This window comes from Pedobacter sp. R20-19, from assembly GCF_000708265.2.
Taxonomy (GTDB): Bacteria; Bacteroidota; Bacteroidia; order Sphingobacteriales; family Sphingobacteriaceae; genus Pedobacter.
Genome location: NZ_JCKI01000002.1, coordinates 263,831 through 284,767, shown reverse-complemented (window position 1 = coordinate 284,767; position 20,937 = coordinate 263,831). Strand labels below are relative to the sequence as shown.

Annotated in this window: 13 protein-coding genes; 2 read left to right on the top strand and 11 right to left on the bottom strand. The window is 38.7% G+C overall.

Going from position 1 to position 20,937, the window contains the following annotated elements:
* Nucleotides 1-34: 34 nt before the first annotated feature.
* From AN34_RS05005 to AN34_RS04985, 5 genes are all read right to left on the bottom strand, one after another.
* On the bottom strand, nucleotides 35-1,774 hold the full coding sequence (locus AN34_RS05005; RefSeq protein WP_029282915.1) for a RagB/SusD family nutrient uptake outer membrane protein: 1,740 nt from the start codon (nucleotides 1,772-1,774) through the stop codon (nucleotides 35-37).
* A 28-nt stretch (nucleotides 1,775-1,802) separates the two neighbouring features.
* The gene (locus AN34_RS05000; protein ID WP_029282913.1) at nucleotides 1,803-5,105 is read right to left on the bottom strand and encodes a SusC/RagA family TonB-linked outer membrane protein; all 3,303 of its coding nucleotides are present in this window, start codon (nucleotides 5,103-5,105) and stop codon (nucleotides 1,803-1,805) included.
* A 227-nt stretch (nucleotides 5,106-5,332) separates the two neighbouring features.
* Nucleotides 5,333-6,373 (bottom strand): FecR family protein, encoded by a 1,041-nt coding sequence (locus AN34_RS04995; protein WP_029282911.1) that lies wholly within the window; start codon nucleotides 6,371-6,373, stop codon nucleotides 5,333-5,335.
* 88 nt (nucleotides 6,374-6,461) lie between these two features.
* Nucleotides 6,462-7,040: an RNA polymerase sigma-70 factor gene (locus AN34_RS04990; protein ID WP_029282909.1), complete on the bottom strand. Its 579-nt coding sequence runs from the start codon at nucleotides 7,038-7,040 to the stop codon at nucleotides 6,462-6,464.
* Between the two features lie 134 nt (nucleotides 7,041-7,174).
* Nucleotides 7,175-10,072 carry a family 78 glycoside hydrolase catalytic domain gene (locus tag AN34_RS04985; RefSeq protein ID WP_051666243.1) on the bottom strand — a complete coding sequence of 966 codons (2,898 nt, stop codon included), beginning with the start codon at nucleotides 10,070-10,072 and terminating at the stop codon, nucleotides 7,175-7,177.
* A 205-nt stretch (nucleotides 10,073-10,277) separates the two neighbouring features.
* On the opposite strand from AN34_RS04985, the gene AN34_RS04980 reads away from it, so the two are divergent.
* On the top strand, nucleotides 10,278-11,081 hold the full coding sequence (locus tag AN34_RS04980) for an alpha/beta fold hydrolase (protein WP_029282905.1): 804 nt from the start codon (nucleotides 10,278-10,280) through the stop codon (nucleotides 11,079-11,081).
* Between the two features lie 296 nt (nucleotides 11,082-11,377).
* Here AN34_RS04980 and AN34_RS04975 read toward each other — a convergent pair whose 3' ends face one another.
* The 3 genes from AN34_RS04975 to AN34_RS04960 all read right to left on the bottom strand — a co-directional run bounded on the left by AN34_RS04975 (nucleotide 11,378) and on the right by AN34_RS04960 (nucleotide 15,216).
* Complete coding sequence (locus tag AN34_RS04975; RefSeq protein ID WP_051666241.1) at nucleotides 11,378-14,047, bottom strand: alpha-L-rhamnosidase; 2,670 nt, start codon at nucleotides 14,045-14,047, stop codon at nucleotides 11,378-11,380.
* Between the two features lie 316 nt (nucleotides 14,048-14,363).
* The gene (locus AN34_RS04970; protein WP_157263187.1) at nucleotides 14,364-14,525 is read right to left on the bottom strand and encodes a hypothetical protein; all 162 of its coding nucleotides are present in this window, start codon (nucleotides 14,523-14,525) and stop codon (nucleotides 14,364-14,366) included.
* A gap of 310 nt (nucleotides 14,526-14,835) precedes the next feature.
* Entirely contained in the window at nucleotides 14,836-15,216 is a 381-nt protein-coding gene (locus AN34_RS04960) for a helix-turn-helix domain-containing protein (RefSeq protein ID WP_029282899.1), read from the bottom strand.
* Between the two features lie 117 nt (nucleotides 15,217-15,333).
* Here AN34_RS04960 and AN34_RS04955 point away from each other — a divergent pair, with 117 nt between their 5' ends.
* On the top strand, nucleotides 15,334-16,272 hold the full coding sequence (locus tag AN34_RS04955; RefSeq protein WP_197285481.1) for an NmrA/HSCARG family protein: 939 nt from the start codon (nucleotides 15,334-15,336) through the stop codon (nucleotides 16,270-16,272).
* A 132-nt stretch (nucleotides 16,273-16,404) separates the two neighbouring features.
* Here AN34_RS04955 and AN34_RS04950 read toward each other — a convergent pair whose 3' ends face one another.
* From AN34_RS04950 to AN34_RS04940, 3 genes are read right to left on the bottom strand one after another with little or no spacing between them, the layout of a single operon-like run.
* Nucleotides 16,405-17,481, bottom strand: coding sequence for a S9 family peptidase (locus tag AN34_RS04950; protein ID WP_051666239.1), 1,077 nt, complete (start codon nucleotides 17,479-17,481; stop codon nucleotides 16,405-16,407).
* Complete coding sequence (locus AN34_RS04945) at nucleotides 17,481-19,478, bottom strand: TlpA disulfide reductase family protein (protein ID WP_082468325.1); 1,998 nt, start codon at nucleotides 19,476-19,478, stop codon at nucleotides 17,481-17,483. Before AN34_RS04945 ends, AN34_RS04950 begins: the two co-directional genes overlap by 1 nt.
* 59 nt (nucleotides 19,479-19,537) lie before the next feature.
* The gene (locus AN34_RS04940) at nucleotides 19,538-20,935 is read right to left on the bottom strand and encodes a RagB/SusD family nutrient uptake outer membrane protein (RefSeq protein ID WP_029282891.1); all 1,398 of its coding nucleotides are present in this window, start codon (nucleotides 20,933-20,935) and stop codon (nucleotides 19,538-19,540) included.
* Nucleotides 20,936-20,937 lie beyond the last annotated feature (2 nt).

Sequence of the window (20,937 nt, the reverse complement as noted above, 5' to 3'; positions counted from 1 at the left end):
ATATTTATTTAAAAATTTAATTATCAAACTCAGGTTAATAACCTGGGTTCTGCGGAAAGGCAGCACCCGAGTTCAGATCAATCTGACTTTGAGGAATTGGACGAAGCAAGTGAAAGCTTTTTAAGGTATTAGATGCCTTGGCTTCATCGTTATAAGTAAGCACTCTGGAAATCAATTTACCCGTTCTCTTCAATTCATACCACCTAAATTCCTCACCTGATAGTTCGCGGGCACGTTCATCAAGGATATCATCCAGGCTTAAACTGGTCACCTGCATTTCTGCAGCATATGATAAACCTGATGCAGGGTTTGTTCCTGTTTTTGCTGCACGGGTACGAATGGCATTGAAAAACTGCAAGGCTTTTGGCAAATTTCCGGCCTGCAGAGAAGCCTCTGCAGCCAACAGATAGGTTTCTCCTAAACGAAAAATATAAGTATCTCTGGTTCCGCCATTATCGGCAAAGGCCGCATTTGGATCTCTAAATTTTTTAAAGAGCGGGAAGGTTCTGGTATTTCCGCTAAATGGTGTAGTGCGGTATTCGCCTGGATTGAACACGTAATATTTACGGGTAGCTTTTTGTGCTGTGGTAAATGCCACATCAGGATAGTAAACAACGGTATCTCCGGCTACAAAACTCTTCCCATTTGCGCTCCCTGCCGTTTGCGCAATCAATGCAGTCCAAACAGTAGCTTGATAACGACTGTCTCGGGTTTTATCAAATAAGCTAAAAAAGTATGGATCAGGAACCGAGGCATGTGCTGTGGCGGGCCTGTTATAAAGTACCGACCGACCGATTGGTTGTATAACTGAAGTATCCCATAAGAAATATTGTTGCAATGCATTTCCTACAGCAGCGGTACCTGCAGCAATTGTTCCTCCTGCCACACTTGGCAAACCAGCCTTACCCAAAAAATAAACCTGATTGGAAGCGACATTTGTGCTGTACTGTACAGAAAATATCACTTCAGAATTGACCTGAAAATTTGAAATGGAAGGATCAAACATACTGGCAAAAGTCGGCCTTAAAGAATATGTTCCTGAATTAATCAGGGCATCAGCAATACTTGCCGCCTGGTTAAAATCTGCAACACCTTGTCCATAAGTTTTGTAACCTCGGGTGAGGTATACTTTGGCTAAAAGATGCTGTGCGAATCCCCTCGTAATCCTTCCAAAGTCTGTTGTTACCACTGGTAAAGTTGCTATTGCCTCATTTAGGTCTTTGATAATTTGCGTGTACACTTCACTTTCAGGTGTACGACTGAATGAGGTACTTACATCCACTGTCCGCGTTAATACCAAAGGTACATCGCCAAAGGTTTCTGCCAACAGATAATAGCAATATGCCCTCATGGCCTTTGCCTCTCCTATTCTGGCATTTAATGTAGCTGCATCCATGTTCTGCACCTGAGTTGCCCAATATAAGGTGGTATTGTTACCGCCAATGGTGTAGTAGAGTTGTTTCCAAAGGTTATCCACATCAGCTAGGGATGAATTGAGCGATACATTGTACATGTTCAGCGCATTTACATCCGTTGTTTGCAATGAAGAATAGGTATCTGTTCCCAGGTTGTACAGATTGCTCATGCTGGCAATATAACGGAGATTGGGGTAATTTGACCTGGAAAGATCTTCAAAACCTTGTTTGGTTACATAATAAAGTTGGTCTGTTGCAGCACCAAGGTTAGTTTCTTCAATATACTTTTTGCAGCCTGTGCTACCTGCTACCAAAGCTAAAAACAGAATGGGCAGCATTTTATTTTTTAAATATTTCATATCAAATATCTTACGATGTAGAGGAAAATTATAAAGTTAAATTAACACCAAAAATGAACGTACGGCTTCTGAATCCCTGTAATCCAAATGAATTTAAATCAGCCGTTTCCGGATCCCATCCAATAAATTTAGTCCAGATGAATGGGTTGTAAGCAGTAGAATAAACCCTCAAACTGCTCATGCCCAATTTTTCTGCAAGTGCTTTCGGCGCAGTATAACCTAGAGTCATGTTACTGATTTTGGTGTAAGATGAGTTTTGGTAGGTGGCTATTGTTCTTCTTGTGGCATCGGTTTCAATGGCGTTATTTGCCCAGGTATTACTTGGGTTGGTTGGTGTCCAATAGCTGCGGTCATAGGCGCCAAAGCGGGCCCTGTTCTGATCGCCATTTAAAAACTGATCTAAAAATGTACTCTGCTGCATGGTGCCCTGGCGTGTATAAACTGTAATGCCGAAATCGAAATTTTTGAAGGTAAAGTTATTGGTAATTCCACCGAACCAATCCGGAATATCGCTACCCTGAATTACCCGGTCATCAGCAGTAATCTTATTATCATTGTTTACATCAAGCATTTTATATTGACCCGGTTTCTGTCCGTAAACCGCTGCCTGTGTTGCTTCGCTGGTTTGCCAAACGCCTATAATTTTATAGTTATAAAGTACACGGGCCTTTTCGCCAATAAAGCGGGCATTACCCACATCGTTGGCTCCATTTCCGAATAAATCAATAATCCGGTTATTATTTTTTGAGTAATTGATGTTAGTGGTCCATTTAAAATCTTTTGTAGTGATGTTTACTGTATTCAATCCAAGTTCTACGCCACTGTTACGGATAGTACCAATGTTAGCAGTAACACTTGCATAACCATTTGCCGCTGGAATTTGCTGTGGCAATAAAGTACCATTAGCAGTTTTGTTGTAATAATCAAAAGTTAGGGCAATGCGGTTAGCGAGCACATTAAGTTCCATCCCGGCATTGTATTCGGTCGTTTTTTCCCATGTTAAATTATTTGGCGCCAGGTTAACCACGCCAGAACCATTTGCCGTTGTGCCATTAAAGTCGTAAAAACTGGTTGATACGGCAGACTGGGTAACATATGGATAAAAATAGGTTCCATTAACCGCAGCATTACCACTCTTACCATAACTGAACCTGAATTTCAGGAAGCTGATAAAATCAATATCTTTAATAAAATCTTCTTCACTGGCTACCCAACCCACTGCTGCAGAAGGGAATAACCCCCATTTATTCCCTTCTGAGAAAATAGAGTTGCCATCTGCACGACCGGTTAGGGTTAACAAATATTTGCTTTTATAAGTGTAATTGGCCCTGGCAAAATATGAATTAATGGTTTGTTTGCTGTAGGCACTGGAAACAGTGGTTGCAGGTGCAACTCCGTTAATGGTGGTTACATTACCCACGTTATACCAGAGTGAACGATATGGCAAACCAGAAACCGTAATCAGGTTGTTATCACTCTGATAATAATTCATGGAGCTACCCAGGGTAAACTCAATTTTATGAACATCCTTAACCGTTTTATTGTAAATTAAAAGGTTATCGAAAGTATAGTTCACCAAATGGCTGGCACTATTGGTTGCTGCATTTGGCCTGGTGCCTGCTCCAATTTTAGAGTAGGTATCTGTGTAAGTTCCAGCACGCTGGAAAGTAAGGTCGGGTGTAAAAGAAGAACGGAACTTCAGGTCTTTAAAAAGAGTAAGTTCTGCGAAGATATTAGGCAGCATCCGCACATATTGTGTTTTGCGCACCTCATTATCAAAATCAAACAATGGATTGGTGATCTGTGCCTCTGTTTCGTAAGCAAAAAAGCGTTGACTGCCATCAGCATTATAGGCACTACCTGTTGGACGCAAACGGTAAGCGCTTCTAAAAGCCTCTCCACTACCCAGATTCAAATCGGTATAAGCACCATAAAGGGAGGCTCCAACTTTTATCGTTTTGTTAAAAGTTTTTTCCAGCCCCACCTTCAAAGTATATTTCTTAGTGTTTTCTACCTTAACGGTTCCTTCATAAAGCTGATAACCTGCAGATAAAAAGTAAGTGGTTTTGGCATCTCCGCCGGTAATGGATAAATTATGATTGGTTTGCAGGCCATTCTGTTTAATCAGGCTTACCCAATCGGTATAGTTTCCGCTGGCGATATTGGATAATTCTGTTGGTGAAAAAATCTGGGCATCTGTATAGGTTACCGCTGGCGTAACATTACTTCCCAGCGTTTTGTAAAACTCCCTGGCATAATCTACAAATTCCGGTCCGGTCATTACATCGGGCAAATTGTAGGCGTTTACAAAGCCAACATAACCATCATAACTGATTTTTGTCTGCCCGCTGTTTCCCCGTTTGGTAGTTACAATCACCACACCGTTTGCACCACGTGATCCAAATATAGCCGTAGATGAAGCATCTTTTAACACATCCATCCGCTCAATGTCGGCCGGATTAATGTCATTGATGTTGGATACCGGAATACCATCTACCACGTAAAGCGGCTGTGTATTTCCATAGATGGAATTTACGCCCCTGATTTCAATGGTCATATCCGCACCTGGCTTGCCCGAACTTCTTTTTACATCTACACCTGCCATTCGGCCCTGTAAGGCTTCCTGAGCATTTGGCGCACGTGATTTTACAATGTCTTCAGCATTCAAAGAGGCAACACTTCCAGTTAAATCACTCTTTTTCTTGGTTCCATAACCCACTACCACCACATCATTTAATGATTGATTATCGGCAACAAGCTTAACCATAAGCGGTGTAGTTCCATTCACGGGAAGCTCTTGTGCATTATAGCCAACATACCTAAATACCAGCACATCACTATTGCCCGAAACAGAAATTTTAAAATTCCCGTTTGGATCGGTAATGGTTCCTTTACTGGTACCCTTAATGGTTACGCTTACACCCGGAATGGGCAAATCCTTTTCATCTACCACTTTTCCGGTCACCTCAATGGCTACAGATGGTTTGTTAATCCCCGCCGTTGTTTCCAGCTGGGCATCAATCAGGATAACTTTTGTTTTAAAAACCTGGTAGGAAATATGATACTGTGATAAAAGTTTATCAAGCACTTGCTTGATGGTTTGCTGATCAAAAGTTGCTGAAATTTTTTCACTGGACTGTACCACATCCTGGTTGTAAATAAATTCAACCTGATGGGTTTTAGCAAGTACTTTCAACACCTCGTTCAGCGTTTTATCTTTTACCGAGAGGTTAATTTTCTTATTCAGTATCTCCTGCGCAGCAGTTGGTTTAGAATAAGTAATACCCGTCATCAGTATAATGAATAAAATTTGACTGAGTGTAATTTTCATAATCTTGCACCAGGGGTGCGAATGAAGTAAACAAAAATTCATAAATTTGAGAAGATTGTATTTTGAAAAAAAATATAATAAGAAGCCCTTCACCAATTATATTGATGTGCTACATGGGCTGAAATTCCAGGTACAAAAGTGTGACAGCACTTTTGTACCCTTTTAGGAAATACGGTAGCCGTTAAGTTTTAATTGAATTGCTCATCATCATTTATTTATTTGGTTAGTTATTTATTTATTGGTTTTATAAGCGTGATTTGTTCGCCGCTTATCTCATAATCTATGCTCATAGAAGCTTTTAAAACTTCAAGCACTTCCGGCAAGTTAAGTCCGGAGAAGTCAGCCGTCATCTCCTCATCCTTCAGGTGGTTATCCTGAATTTTGATGTTAGCATTGAACCTGGTATTTAACTCCTTTACTATAGTAGAAAATTTTGTGTGATCATAGGAAAGATTAATATGTTTCCATAAATCCATATCCTGCATATCTGTTCTTGATGTGGTTGAAAGCGCGTCATTAATTCCATCATATGTAGCCTTTTGATTTGGTTGCAGCATAACCTCTCCTTTAGTTAGTTGAGTAGTATTGCTTTCAACTGTTTCATTTTTTTTACTTACAGATACTTTCCCAGTAATTACTTTTACCACGGCCTGGGCAGACTTACTATAATCAATTACCTTGAAACTGGTGCCCCATACCTTTGTGATGATATGAGCACTTTTAATGATAAAGGGTGATGATGGATTCTTTGTGATTTCAAAAAAACATTCTCCATCCATAGATACCGTTCTCGAAGCCTTGTTAAAAGCTTTGGGTACAGAAAGCATTGCATTTGGCTTTAACCATACCAGGCTACCATCGGCCAGGGTTTGCTTAATAATTTTTTGGGTGTTGTTGGTATAATGAATGACAGATTCAACCTGACCATTTTTTTGATGCTGATGCTGCGGATTAAAAATCAGTACTTTAATTAATATTAAAACAATTGATGCAGCTGCAATGCCAATCCACCATTTTTTAGCCGGCGGAAACATTTTTACTTTAACGGCATCATCATTCAAATGTGAATTTTCGGCTTCTATTTTATTGACCATACGATCCAACATTCTCTTTTTCAAAATGGCGTTATGGCTTGGAGAAAGGTTGTCGAGGTATTCAGGCTGATTTTCTTTTGATTGGTACCACTGATCTACAATGGCAATTTCCTCTTCAGAACAATGTCCTTTAATATACTTATCCAGTAAATTAGAAAGCTGGAAGCTCGTCATAACTGCAAAATTAATGTGGGTTTATATACTGGTTATATGAGGTAGTCGAATGAAACCACCAATACCCTTGGTTTATTTTCAAAAAAAATTATTTTATTAAAATTGCCAGCAGGAGCATAGAAAAATCAGCCAGTGAAATTTTAAGTAATTTCAATGCATGGGTTAGGTGGCCTTCAACTGTTTTTTCAGAGATGTTTAACAGGGATGCTATTTCTTTATTGTTTTTATTTTCTATTCTGCTTAACTGATAAACAGATTTACACTTGGGAGGAAGTGTATCTATAATTTTTTCAACCAAACGCCTCAAATCCATCAGATAAATATGCTCTTCATTTGAGTTATCTGCTGTTTCTGCTAATCGGCTTACTTGAAGATATTTGTCTTTTAACAATTCTTTCCGGTAATAATCAATAACAGAATATTTAATTGCCGTATGCAAATAATTGCTTAATCCAACGGATAATATAATCGTAGCTCTTTTTTCCCAATATTTAAGAAACACATCCTGCACCACCTCTTCACACAAAGCATCATTGCGAAGCCGCTTATGGGCAGCATTATAGAGTTTTGACCAATAGCGTTCATAAACTTCAGTAAAGGCATCAACATTGTTCTCCCTTATCAGGCAAATAAGGTCATGATCAGAATGTTTTGAAAATGCCCCCATCACTCGCTATTTTTTTTAATAATTTTAAGGTATAAAGTAAGTAAATTATTCGTTGATAACAAACTCCGGAAACAAGATCAGTTGCCATCGCCTAAAACGATAAAGCCCGGATGGAAATTAATTAGCAAAGGACCTTATTTGATTTCTGATTTAAAATGATAAACGCCTGATCCAATATGATAAACTGCATAAGGGGCCTCATATTTTATCCATTTAATACCGGGTACCTGAATGGCTTTTTTCGATCCTTCCATTACAAGATCAGGATTTGCTGCAGGCACATATATTGTGGCCTCGGTATTTGCCGGAATTTGAAGATCAAGAGATAACTGGTTTCCATTGCGGAGCCAGTAACTTTTAATCTCTCCACTCACACTTTTATAACTTCCCTTTATCCATTTTAAATTTCCGGTTACTGTTGGCTTAATAATCATTTTTCGAAATCCAGGTCCATTTTCATCCTCACTGATACCCGCCAAACCATGAAAAAACCATTCATTAATCTGCCCGGACATGAAATGATTTTGAGAACCAAAACTGCCCACACTGGCATCCCACTTTTCAGTAAGTGCTGTTGCGCCCATTTTAAGCTGATAGCCATAACCCGGTCGGTCAGATTGATTGTTCATATCGTAAATCACGTCCGAATAACCTTCCCTGTCCAGCGCTCCTAAAAGAAAACGGTACCCCACCTCGCCCGAATTAAATGAATTACCAGCTTTTCGGATATCAGCCACCAGGTTTTTAATCAGCGCTTCCCGATGTTCAGGCGCAGCAATCTTTAAAAATAATGGCATGGCATAGGTGGTATTTGAGCCAGTTGAATAGCTATTGGTAGCTGGATTAAAAAATTCATCATTAAAAGCTTTTTTAATGATTTCAGCTTTCTTTAAATATGCTTTAGCCTCTTCGGGCTTACCAATTAAAGCGGCCATCTTTCCCATTAACTGATAATCATAAAAATAAATGGCAGAAGCGGTAAAGCTAATCGGCGTTAGTTGTGATCCCCAGGCAGGCTTAGGCCCAATATCATACCAATCGCCAAGCCCTGAATGCAACAGATTTTTCTTTGCTGATGCATCCAGAAAGGCCAGATATTTCTGCATTTTAGCATAATAGTTTCTGACCAGGGAAACATCGCCATTAAATAAATATTGTTGCCATGGCACAATGATGAATGAACTCCCCCACTCTGGTGAGTTTCTAAAGCCATTATTAATAATATCTGCCCCGGCCATAAAAAACTCTGGTGCAATGTTAGGAACAAGGCCATTATCCAGCTGGCTATCAGCCATATCATTCATGATTTTACGGAACATGGGCGCAAGATCAAAGTTATATCGGAGTGATGGGCCGTTTAAATGATACTGTTCCAGCCATCCTTGCTTTTCACGCTGCGGGCAGTCTGTCATTACGCTCATCATGTTACTGCGCTGCGCCCATCTCACCAATGAATAAATGCGATTAAAAAGTTCGTTGCTGGATGAGAAACTACCAATCGGTGCAGCAGATGAATGTACGACAACGCCTTTAAGTTCTTCCAAAACAGGATATTGAGAGTCACCTTCGGCAGGAAAAAGTTCTACCTCCAGGTATCTGGCTCCCTGATAGAAAAATTTAGGAAACCATTTTTCTACTTTTGATGATCCCATTGTGTATTGCCACCATGCCGGACGTACGCCATCCTGGGTAACTGAAGCACGATCAACATGTCCGTCAGGTTTCAATAATTCTGCCGGAGTAATTCTAACCATTGATCCGGCATTGCCTTTTACCATAATTTCGGGCATGATGGATGCATTCTGACCTAAATCATAAACCCAATTATTTGCCGAAAGCTGAGTCGCTTTTATCGGTGTTAAATTTTCAATAGCCATAATTGGGGCAGCGGCGCATGACAGGCCCTTGAGTTTCCCTCCAGGCGTACTACATGTTTCGGCAGCCGCCCATTGAGTTTTGGGAATAAAATTTGGTTCATCCCACCCTTGCTGAGCTAAACGCTCATCATAATCTTCACCACCAAAAAGGTTGGAATAGGTTACCGGGCCTGGCGATACTTGCCAGGACTGGTCTGTACCCATTACTTCAGCAGAACCATCTGCATATTGCAAGTGAATGCTGGCAATTGCCTTTAACTGACCATAAGAAACCAAAAACTTTACATACCTGACCGAATCAGGCTGGATGTTATACATTCCATTGCTTAAGATTATACCAATGGCATTTTCTCCATTTTTAAGCTGTGCTGTAATATCAAAGGTATCATACAAAACGGTTTTAGTGTAATCAGACCAGCCTGGTGACAAAATATCTTTTCCTACCTTTTCGCCATTTATGGTCAATTCATATTGCCCTAGCCCGCTGATGTGAATAATAGCACTTTTAAGTTTGGGCTTAACCATAAAAGATTTGCGCAACAACATGGAAGAGAAATTCGGATCTGATGATTTAGGTCCATACATTCTATATTCAGGCAAATCTCGCTTAAGGTTAAAGTCTGATTTTGCAGATTGATATTGATGCGCAAATTTTTCTGCACCTTTTGCAGAAATCCATTTAGCATGGATTGGCGCATCACCTAATAACCCGGTAATCCACCTGGCGGGCAGACTATAATCCGAAGAGATTCCTTTTTCATCCCAGATCTTTACTTTCCACCAATAGAATGAGGTGGATTTAAGTATTTTACCAGCATAATGAATGTTATTCATCTGTGCTGATTTTACTTGTCCAGAGTCCCAAACATCTCCAATGTTTTTAGCCAGGTTTTCTTTACTCGTAGAAACGATGATGCGATAGGCCGTTTGTATCAGTCCTCTTCTATTTGCCTTACTTTGGATTGTCCAGCTTAATGATGGGTTTAAAACATCAATTCCCTGTGGATTTTCAATAGATTCGCATTTTAACTGCTGTGGCTTTACAGATGTAACTAAAATAGCTTTTGCTTGCATTGTGAACCCGATAATGATACAGGCAATATTTAAAAGCAATGATAAATAACGGTGGTATTTAGGTTGATCAACTGATTTCATATCAAATAATTATGACCTTTTGTAATGACGAGTGCAAAGGTTTCAATCGGGCCTCACCCGGAATTTTACGATTCAGACAAGATAATAAAAAAATAAACTTCAACTTAACATCTATAAATACCTTATTAATCGTTAATGTTTATGACTTGTAATAAATTGAGAAACCCAGGCTAGCCTATTTATTAAATTAATATCTTAAAATATTATGAAAGTTTGGCTCATCAGTTTCTTTTTCCTTTTAGTTGGCACAGCTGTCTCTTATGGCCAGATAGATACCTTAATTAACGTTGGAAACTATAAACTGCACTTTAAAATACTGGAGGGAAAGGAAACACCAATATTGTTCGAATCTGGCGGTGGGCTTGATGCGAGCCAATGGGATTCTATTTCTACCGTACTTCATCAAAAATTAAATGCAACAATCATTACTTATGATCGGCAGGGCTTTGGCTTAAGTGGATTGGATACCGCAGCATATCATATCCAAAATGAAGCTAAAGGCCTCACATTTGCCCTTCAAAAACTTGGCTATGCGCATCAAGATCTATTATTGGTTTCTCACTCATTAGGGGCATTTTATTCTACCCTGTTCGCATCAAATCATCCAACCTCTGTTAAAGGGATGATCATGTTAGACCCCAGAATCTCCTCCTATGCAGATATGCGCTTTGCCCGTAAAGTATTTAAAAACTTAAACCTAAGTAATTTTGGCAAAAATGAACTCGGTTTATATTATGTGCTTGCTCAAATGGAGCAGAATAGTAGCTTCATCAGAAAGAAAGTTATTCCATCCAATATTCCGGTATTGGTAGTGATGGCTGAAAAAGGACCATTTGATAACCAAGTTGACAATGATCGATTTCAAGAAGCTCAACGGCAGTTTATTAAAAAGCGGGAAAAAGGAAGTTTGATCTTAGCCAAAGGAAGTTCTCATAACATACCACAAGATCAGCCTGAATTGGTGATTTCGGAAATTGAGAATTTTTATAGGAGGTATGTGTTGGAATAACCAATTGATAGGTTATGGCAATCGCAACTCCCCTCCTTTTTTTTAAGGATGGGTGCCTGAAAGGCAGGGTGGTTAGCCCCTATCCGCCTATCGGCACCTTTCCCCTGAAAGGGAAAGGGCGATGAAAAAATATTTAATTTCGGTCGGTATTATATCGATAGATAAAGTCACCTTCTGCCAGCAGATAAAATAATCCTCCAGCGTATTATATCACACGCTATATAAACCAGTAAATTCAGCTTTCAATTATGCTCCATTTTGAAAAAATTTTTGATTTTAATTCGGATACTAAGTAGTTATTTTAGTTCAAATACATATTGACCAGCACTTATATTAATGGTATTACCAATTTGCTTTCCATCTAAATAAACCTTTGTACCTGCGATAACCGGAATTTCGACACTGGCAGTTGAATTTGCAGGGATCACCAAATCATATTTCACCCCTTTAGCGGTTCGTTTCCAGGAAGATAGGATAGCGCCATAAGGCCCGTTATGAGTTGCTTCAAAATGATTTAAACCTGTAACAAAATGTGGTTTCAACAAAATATTCTTAAAACCAGGCTGTTTTTCATCAATTTTTATTCCGCCGATTCCTTTAAAAAACCAGCCACCTATTTCTCCAAACATCATGTGGTTATCAGAAATATCACGGGTAGCCTGCATGTCCCAATTCTCATGTAAGGTAGTGGCTCCGTTAACAATCCACCAGCCCCATCCCGGATACGTTTCTTGTGATGCCAGCTGATAAGCAATATCACTATGACCATTATCACTTAATGCATTCAAAACTGCCTTGGCACCCAATACGCCAACATCAATGTGCATCCCATCTGCTTTCACCCGTGCAGCTAAATTATCTGCTACCATTTGTCGTGAGGCATCAGGTACAATATTCCATTGCAATGCCATTGATAATTCTGTTTGAACGCCTTTGCCATAAATGCCTGTGGCCGGATTAAAAAACTTGGCATTGATGGCCTTTTTAATCTTATCGGCCAGTGCGCTGTATTGCAAATAGTCGTTTTGATGACCAAAAAGTTTGGCTGCTTTTGCCAGAATATCGACATCTACATAAAAATAAACAGAAGAAGTGTATTCTAAATCTGAAGTTGATTTAACCGGAACCCAATCTCCCCTTCCAAATGTGGTCAGGTAGCCTTTGCTTGTGCCTTCTACGTAGTCGACATAACTTTTAATGCTCTGGTAATTATCGCCCAATAGTTTACTATCCCCATAAAACAGGTAAATATTCCATGGTATAATGGCTATGGTACTCGTCCAGTCTGTGCCGTTTGCCGTTCCATAACCCCATCCACTTGTCGGGATGATATCAGGTAAAACGCCGTTTGGTTGCTGTTCATCTCGGTGGTCACCCATCCATTTTTCATAAACGGTGATACCGTCGAAATTATATAAACCGGTTTCAACTGCAAAGTGTCCATCACCTGTCCAACCATTTTTTTCCCTTTGCGGACAATCAGTCGGAAAACCATAAAGATTTGATAAATAAGAATTATTTGTAGCCCACCATAATTTATCCACCAGGCTGTTGGATGATGATATTTTACCTACGGCAGGTACATCGCTATGCATAAAATAACCTACCAGACTTTTTCCACTTAATACAATTGGCTTAGAACTCATCACCTCCACATATTGAAAACCCTTATAATTAAAAAGGGGCATAAACGTTTCCTCACCTTCGCCGTTCAGGATAAAAATATCAGTTTGAAAGGGATCGGTTTGATCTTTCGGACGGTGATAAACATCTATATTCGATAGATCGCTATGGCCATTTGCATATAAACGTTCGGCATGCCTTAAACGGATTACGGTACCTTTTTCTCCCTTAACTTTTATCTGACTTACGCCTGCTATATTTCTACCCAAATCAAATACATAAGTGGTATCGTTGAATTTACGTATGGTTTTTACTGTAATTTCCTCCACGTTTCTAATGGGATGCATCACCTGCGAGACAATATTTTTGGATGGAGCGGCCCTTAAAGTGATGCCACCCCATTTTGAATCGTCAAAATCTGCTGTATTCCAGCCTTTCTGTTCTAATCGGGCATCGTAATGTTCGGCGGTATAAATGCTATTCGAAATGATCGGACTTAAACTTGTTTTCCAGTCATCACCAGATTTGATCACTTCTACGGTGCCATCTGTATAGGTAATTCTTAAATCGAGGCAGAAAGTGGGCCTGGCCCGCCATGGCGCTTTATCAAAATTCCAAACTGCTAAAGATTGGTGGTTATACCAGCCATTGCCTAACAATACGCCAATGGCATTATTGCCTGTTTTCAGGTTTGAGGTTACATCATAGCTTACATACAGGTTTCTCCTGTCGAAACGGGTATACATCGGATCAAGGCGATGATCGCCAACTTTTTTCCCGTTGAGATAAAGTTCGTATAATCCTGCCGCCGCGATATAGGCCCTCGCTGATTTGATTTGCTTTGCCGGACTAAAAACTTTTCTAAAATAGGGCGCTGGCAGTGTGTTAATGTCATTCCGATCACTAATCCAGGTTCCTTTCCAGTTTTCCATGCCCATCATCCCCATTTCAAAATTAGCGATAGCAGTTTGCAAAGGCTTTCCTTCCTTATCCCACAACACCAATTGCCAGTAATATTTTGTAAACGGCCTGAGTGCTGCACCTTTATAAGTGATTAAATTAGTCGCAGCCAAAATCTTTCCCGAATCCCAGACAATGCCGGTTTTATTGATCAGCTGAATAGAATCCGTTCCTACTAAAATCCTGTAAGCTTGCTGAACAGCGCCTTTTCTATGATCAAGCATCTGCCAGGAAAGCCGTGGTGAGGCATTATCAATCCCAATCGGGTTCACGAGGTATTCACATTTTAAAGCCGAGGGCTGGGCTGCCACAGCAGCTATGCTGAAGAGCGTTAATAAAAAGAAATGGGTAAGTAGTGAAATCAGGCGAATGTGGAAATTCATAAATGTATTAATTGTAGAAATAAATAATAGCGTATTCTCTTTTAACCACCCCGCCCTTTGGGTTACCCTCCAAAGGGCGGGAATGGCGCCCGTAACTCCCCTCTTTCACAAGGTCGGTCGCGGACCGGGATGTTAAATCAGTAAAGAGTTATCCAACTCAAGTTATAGGATAGTAAAGCATACCCTTACCTTAAATTCTCATACCCTTACCGGCATTATTTTACGCTAGTTGCTAAATTTAGTGAAATCAAATTGTCTTGCGGCATCATTCTAAACACGGCCCCGTTAGATGGCTTTGAAAAAGCACCTTTATTTATTAAAAGGCTGTAATCCATCCCTTCAAAATGATAGGCAATATTGCTTTTGTTGATGTTTTAAAAGGAAGCGTTGCGCCCGGTGCCGAATTTAAAGCCAGGTACCAGTTCAATTTTTCCTTTGTAAAAATCTTGATGGTGAAGGTTTGTTCATTGAAATCCATTTGCAGATTTCCTATAAGCGGCATCTAAATTTCAGAGCCTTCTGCACCTTCCAAACAAATAAATTTCCCTCACCGGTTTTGATAGGATTTCATAATCATAGGCATAATGAACACAGAAATTGATAAATCCTGTAAGAATAGTTTTGAAATAGTATTTGTTATTTTACACTTATGCTGATCATCATTAAAAAAATGAGAAATAATAACAACTTGATTACACAGGTCTTCAATTAATTTTTTTAGGGAAGGCATGAAGACTTCTTAATCTAAGTCTTAAGCAATGTGTTTCAAAAGACGTAAAACATGTAACTTAGCTTTTGACAAATGTACCTTTTAGTTCAGCAATCTGATTCCCCCATTCCAGTATTGAATTTAAAAGCGGTATACATGACCTACCGAATTCTGTTAAACTATAAATGACTTTAATAGGAGGTTTTTCTCCAAATACCGTTCTGGAAACCAGTCCATCTTCTTCCAGTTGCTTTAACTGTAAGCTCAAGGTTCTTTCAGTAACTCCGGGCATTTCTTTTCTAAGCTGATTGTATCGTTTTGAAGCATCTTTCAAATGATACAAAATCACAGTCTTCCACTTGCCACCAATCAAATCCATCGCAATACTCACGGTACAGGGATAGAGCTTATTATCTATACTTACAAAATCATCTTGACATTCAAAGCTTGTTTTTTTCATAACACATACTATCCAATTGGATAGTTATTGCAAATTTATTTAACTATAAATAATATTGCAACTATAATTTTTATAGTACTAATTTTTAATAGAATGATAGCATCTAAAAATAATAACTTGGAAAAGCCGCTAATCACAATTGTTGGCGTTTTAGGTAAACAAGGCCAAAGCGCTGCACGAACACTTTTAGAGAGCGGGCGGTATCGAGTTCGTGGAATTACCCGTCGTCTTGATTCTCAGGTAGCTCAAGAGTTAATTGATCTCGGAGCAGAACTGATTAGCATACCCCTTAATTCAGGCCATCAACAAGATTTTCAGAAAGCCTTTAGGGGCTCATATGGAGTGTTTATGATGACGCCTAATATATCTCCACCACAAACACATGAATTTGAATTGGGTAAAGAGCTGGCAGATGCAGCTGTTTTTGCTGGCGTACAACATTTAATTTTCAGCAGTCTGGAAAATGTAGACAAACTTACTAATGGAAAAATGTTCGCACCTCATTTCACAGATAAGGCTGAAATAGAAGAATACATTCGCACGTTGCCCATCACCAGTTCCTTCATCTATATGGCATTCTTCTATACTAACCTCATGGAATTTTATACACCCAGGTTTGATGGGGATAAACTTATCTTTCCTATTTATCTGCCAAGAGATTTTAAGGCTCCCTTTGTCGATCCTCTAACGGCCACAGGACCTGCTGTTTTAGAAATATTCTCTGATCCAATAAAATATGCAGACCAGGCACTACCTGTTATTGGCGATTTCATTTCTCCTCAAGAGATGATTGATACTTTTGTAAAAGTTACCGGAAAAAAAGCAGTTTACAGTTCTGCCTATACCAAGTCAGAATTTTTACATCATTTTCCATCTATGGAAACCAATGATACTTTGGTAAATGAAATTGTAGGAATGGCAAGTTTCGCAGTTGAACATGGTTATTTCAACAAAGACCGCGACTGGCAATGGAGCCGTAAAGTAAATCGAAATAGCCTGAGCTGGGAAGCTTTTCTTCTAAAAACCAACTGGAAGGGTGAACAAATTTTATTCTGATTCGAAGATTTATTATACATCAGCTTTAGCACTATCTTTTTTGGGGTGTTAACGCTAAAAATGATAATGGCCAGAATATCCATCCTGGCCATTTATCAATCATCATTAACTATAAATTTTCTATTTTTTTAATTACCGAATATTTTTATTGATCCAGTTTTTGATGATGATGAGGGCATCTTCAGAAAAACCAGTTTTGATTTTTGAACTTTCGGCGTTATCGCAGGTTACACAGGTTAGAAATAAATGATTCAGCCCTGGCAACTTGATAGTGGTTACTTTTTTATTTCCTCCGGCTAACGAATATTTTTTCCAGTTCGACAAATTCTCATCGGCAGCAACCATTAGATCTTTATCGCCATTTAGCGCCAGAATAGGTACCTTGATTTTAGAAATGGTTTGTTCAGCATTGTATTTTATAAAATAGCGATACCAGGCACCAGTTGCGTTGCGTACATAGCTATAGATTGGAAATCGAAAATGATCGAACTGAATATTCAATGTTTTAAAATATGCATCATCTTTTATTTTCCAGGTTTTGTATGTATCATTCAATTTCACTTCCATGCTATCAGAATCTGCATATTTCAGAGCAGTTTCAAACATGATTCGATTAATTTCATTTGATCGTTTTTTATCGTAATCAGGCAGAATAGAGTGATTAACCAGATCTTCATTTTGCTTAATCTGTGCATCAAATCCGTTCATGGCCAATCCAGCTAAACTGATTAGAAACTTAACATCTTTACTTTTTGCTGCTGCCAATGAAATAACGGCCCCACCCTCGCTATGACCTAATAAACCAATCTCTTTAGGATTAATATCTTTTCTACTCTTCAGGTAGGCTATGGCATCAATTGCATCATTGGCAAAGTCTGCTGTGGTTGATGTTTCATATACGCCTGTTGTTTTACCTTCCCCACGGTCGTCTGTTCTCAGAACTGCAATTCCATGCTGATTAAGATAACTTGCTATTTCAAGGAAAATTTTATGCCCCGCCATGTTGCCATCGCGATCTTGTTTCCCTGTTCCTGAAATGATGACCAATGTAGGAAAAGATTTAACACCCAAAGGTTTGCTGAATGTGCCTCCGAAAGTAATTTTTCCATCTGTACTTCTAAAAGTAACGCTATCACTAACAATTTTTGTTTGTTGTGCAAAGGAGGTAAAGCCGGAAAATAGGATTAGAATAAAGAATAATTGTTTCATTATTGAATTGTTTTAGTGATGTCTACCATGGTCGAAATCTCGTCTGCCAATTCAGTGGCACTCCCATTAAAACCAATTGATCTGAATCTTGCTATTCCATTATGATCGACAACTATTTTTTGTGGAATACCGGAAATCTTGAATGTTTTACAAACTCGATCAAAAACTTCACCGGTTGCTTTACCATCTGCTGCTTTGTTATCAAACAAAATATTAAAAGGATAATTATTGGCCTTAATGTAGGCTGCAATTTCTTTTTTATAGGTTTCACCACGTTCCTCGGTATCTACAAAATAGAAAACTACATTTGGGTCTTTTGCATATTTCTCCACAGCAAGTTTCATCCCTGGAAAGGATGCTTTACAAGGAACGCACCAGGTTGCCCAGAAATCAAAAACAACTGTTTTGCCTTTGAAATCACTTAGCTTAACCGTTTTTCCATTTAAGTCCTGCATCGCAAAATCTACCATTGGAATTTCCATTTGTTCTTTTAAAATATCATCCTTCATTTTTTTACTATCAGCAGTATTTTTAAGGCTTGCCAGATAGGTGTCAAAACCTTCTTCATTGCCTTTTGCTTTTATATAGGAGTTTTTTAACATGGCTAGCATTTCTGTACTGGCCTGGTTTTCATAAACGCTTTTAGCCAATAATGTAGAAAGGCGCTCTTTATCGCTAAGTTTATCTAAAGTGATTGAAAGCTCATTATTAAATGCTGCATTTTTATATCCTAAAATCGGTTGCGCATTGTCGGCATAAGTTAAAGCGGCTTTATATCTCCCCGCACTGTTTAACAGATGGATATGATCGGTAACCATTTGTTTTGCCATGTTATTGTTTACCATTTCAACCCACTCCTTTGGAGATAAATAACTATAATCTTCTGGCCTGTTTGCCCTGATAAATTCCAATCGTTTTATCAATTTCTCCGAAACAGCGAGCAAGGTTTTTTCATCTACTTCCTTTCTTTTCAAAGGAATATCTACAATCTTATAGTATAGGTTATTGATCATTCCATAAGACAGCTCATTTAAATGTTTGTCTAAATCAGCATAGTTTTTATCTGCGTAACTACTGAAAATAATAATATTCTGCTTAATGATGTCGTAGTTAATTCGGTTCTCTTCATTAAATGTTTTATCTGTTCCTTCTTCCGGAAAATCAGCTAAAAATTTTTTAAATCCAGCCAACATTATTTTCATATCGTTGCCTCTGGGTATGGCTTTAAATGCAGCCAAACGTGCTAAACTGCCTTTTGGAAATTTTTGCGCCAATACCTTGTCAACTGAATCGGCTGTTTTTTTATCCTGTAATAATCCCAATAAAATCTTTCTGGCATTCAACAGATCACTTTCTGTTGCATCAGCTCTTTTTAAATAGGTTAGAACACGTTGTAATCTGGGTAGCGCATCTCCTTTAAAAGTTGCATTAACAGCTATTGCGTAAGGATAAACCAAAACTGATTTTGATTCCTGATTGAAACTGATTTCCTGATTTAACCAGTGGTAAGTAGCAGAGTCTTTAATCCCCTCAAATTTGATATAATCTGGAATGTCTTTTCCATATTTCGGTGAGCGTGAAAATGCCCAACCAGCGTACGCACCCTTAGCCATCAAACCAGCCCTTTTCTTATCCCTCATCATAAGAAAGTAACCTTGATCATGATTATTATCTATGAGCGTATCCGCCTTAAATTTAAAAGCGAGTAAACCACAATCTTTTGGAACCTTTACTGTAACACTCCAATTATTTCCAGTCCCATTTAAGGTAATATCACTGGCATACCATTTATAATTTTGATAGCTGTACATTATCGCTGATACGTTTTTCTGATTTTTTAAAACAGTGCCACTTGCATCATATTCTATTTTGATCGTATCGCCATTATTTACAAATTCAGGCACAGACCTAAAATTGGGTTTAGTTTGCGATGAGGCAACCGTAACAAAAAGAGAGAACGAAATTAAGAGTAGGAAGAATCTGATTTGTATTTTCATCTGAGTTTCATTACCTGCCAGACTTTCGCCTGGCAGTAATTTATAATTGTGTGTTGTGTTTAAGGATTTTTTTCCAGTTCTGGATTTAAATTGGTTAGGTATTCTGCAATTGGGAATACATAACGGTTACTGTTTGGTGCTAGCGTATAAGTTACGCCACTAACGGTACGGGTATATGTTTTTTGAAATGCAGTTTCACTCTTCAAACGGCGCATATCCCACCAACGCAGCATGCGACAGAAAAATTCACGTCTGCGTTCATCAATAACTTTACTTAATGCGTCAGCCGGAGATGTTGCCGTTAATGGTATATAATCAGCTGGCTTAAAGCGTTTAATTCTCAAGTTATTTACCCACAGCATGGCATTGGCTGCATCATTATTTCTTGCATAGTACTCGGCTTTAATTAACATCATTTCAGGAACATTTGGTCCAACGTTACGGTTTTCACCAATTCTAGCTTCCCTGTATGCATAACGACCAGTGTAAGTTGATGATATGGTTGATGCCGGAACAGTAAATAATGTGTAGCGCTGATCAGTAGTGCCCAAAACAGCCAATAAATCATCACTTAACCGTAAAGCAGTTGGCGCAAAACTTAAAGCATTGCCATAAGCTGTTTTGGATAATAAAATCTCCGGATCGGTAATTCGACGTGGATAATTAGCACTGCTCACGCTCGTTAACGCGCCTAAATCATTTAAAGTACTGCGTAAAGACAAAGCTAGATCTGCATATCGATTTGCATTTGCATAATCATTCATATACAAATAACAACGGGCCAGTTCTCCATAAGCGCTTACTTTTGATGGTAAGGTATTATAAGCTTGTGATGCTGGTAATGCTGGGATAGCACTGGTTAAATCTTCAATAATCTGGTTATAAACCGCCTGTATAGATGGTCGGCTTAAACTTTGTGTAACCGTTTGTGTAAGAATTAAAGGCACACCCAGATCTGATGCTGCAGTTGAGCTATTGTAGGGTTTGGCATAGGTATTAATCAATGCCAAATAGGAATCGGCTCGGTGTACTTTTGCCTCTGCGGTCATTTCTGCCTTTTCTACATCTGTTCCCGTTGCTGATGGCAATTCTGCAATAATGGTATTGCTGTACAAAATGTTATTATACATCCGGTTCCAGTTATCATCTTGTTCATAGGTTGAACCTAAGGTATAAATAACTGGTTTCCAAGTATAAGAATTGATAAAATAAGCATAAAATAAACTTCCTGAAAGGGAGTTTATTTGGGCTGCATCGGCAATATTGATATCATCAGATGCAAAATCTGCCAAGTTCGGGTTAGATTCGAAGTTACTCGTTCCATTTAACAGGTAACGATAATTGATTGCCTGACTTGGAACCAAATTTCCTTGCGTTTTAATCTCGACGTATTTTTCGCATCCAGATGCAAATAAAGCAGTTAAACCAATAATGAATAATTTGTATGATGTTTTCATGT

Coding starts and splice junctions, on each gene's coding strand:
- AN34_RS04980 (WP_029282905.1), top strand. CDS start 10,278: ATGAAAGTTTGGCTCATCAGTTTCTTTTTCCTTTTAGTTGGCACAGCT.
- AN34_RS04960 (WP_029282899.1), bottom strand. CDS start 15,216: ATGAAAAAAACAAGCTTTGAATGTCAAGATGATTTTGTAAGTATAGAT.
- AN34_RS04945 (WP_082468325.1), bottom strand. CDS start 19,478: ATGAAAATACAAATCAGATTCTTCCTACTCTTAATTTCGTTCTCTCTT.
- AN34_RS04985 (WP_051666243.1), bottom strand. CDS start 10,072: ATGAAATCAGTTGATCAACCTAAATACCACCGTTATTTATCATTGCTT.
- AN34_RS04990 (WP_029282909.1), bottom strand. CDS start 7,040: ATGGGGGCATTTTCAAAACATTCTGATCATGACCTTATTTGCCTGATA.
- AN34_RS04940 (WP_029282891.1), bottom strand. CDS start 20,935: ATGAAAACATCATACAAATTATTCATTATTGGTTTAACTGCTTTATTT.
- AN34_RS05000 (WP_029282913.1), bottom strand. CDS start 5,105: ATGAAAATTACACTCAGTCAAATTTTATTCATTATACTGATGACGGGT.
- AN34_RS04950 (WP_051666239.1), bottom strand. CDS start 17,481: ATGAAACAATTATTCTTTATTCTAATCCTATTTTCCGGCTTTACCTCC.
- AN34_RS04995 (WP_029282911.1), bottom strand. CDS start 6,373: ATGACGAGCTTCCAGCTTTCTAATTTACTGGATAAGTATATTAAAGGA.
- AN34_RS04970 (WP_157263187.1), bottom strand. CDS start 14,525: ATGGATTTCAATGAACAAACCTTCACCATCAAGATTTTTACAAAGGAA.
- AN34_RS05005 (WP_029282915.1), bottom strand. CDS start 1,774: ATGAAATATTTAAAAAATAAAATGCTGCCCATTCTGTTTTTAGCTTTG.
- AN34_RS04975 (WP_051666241.1), bottom strand. CDS start 14,047: ATGAATTTCCACATTCGCCTGATTTCACTACTTACCCATTTCTTTTTA.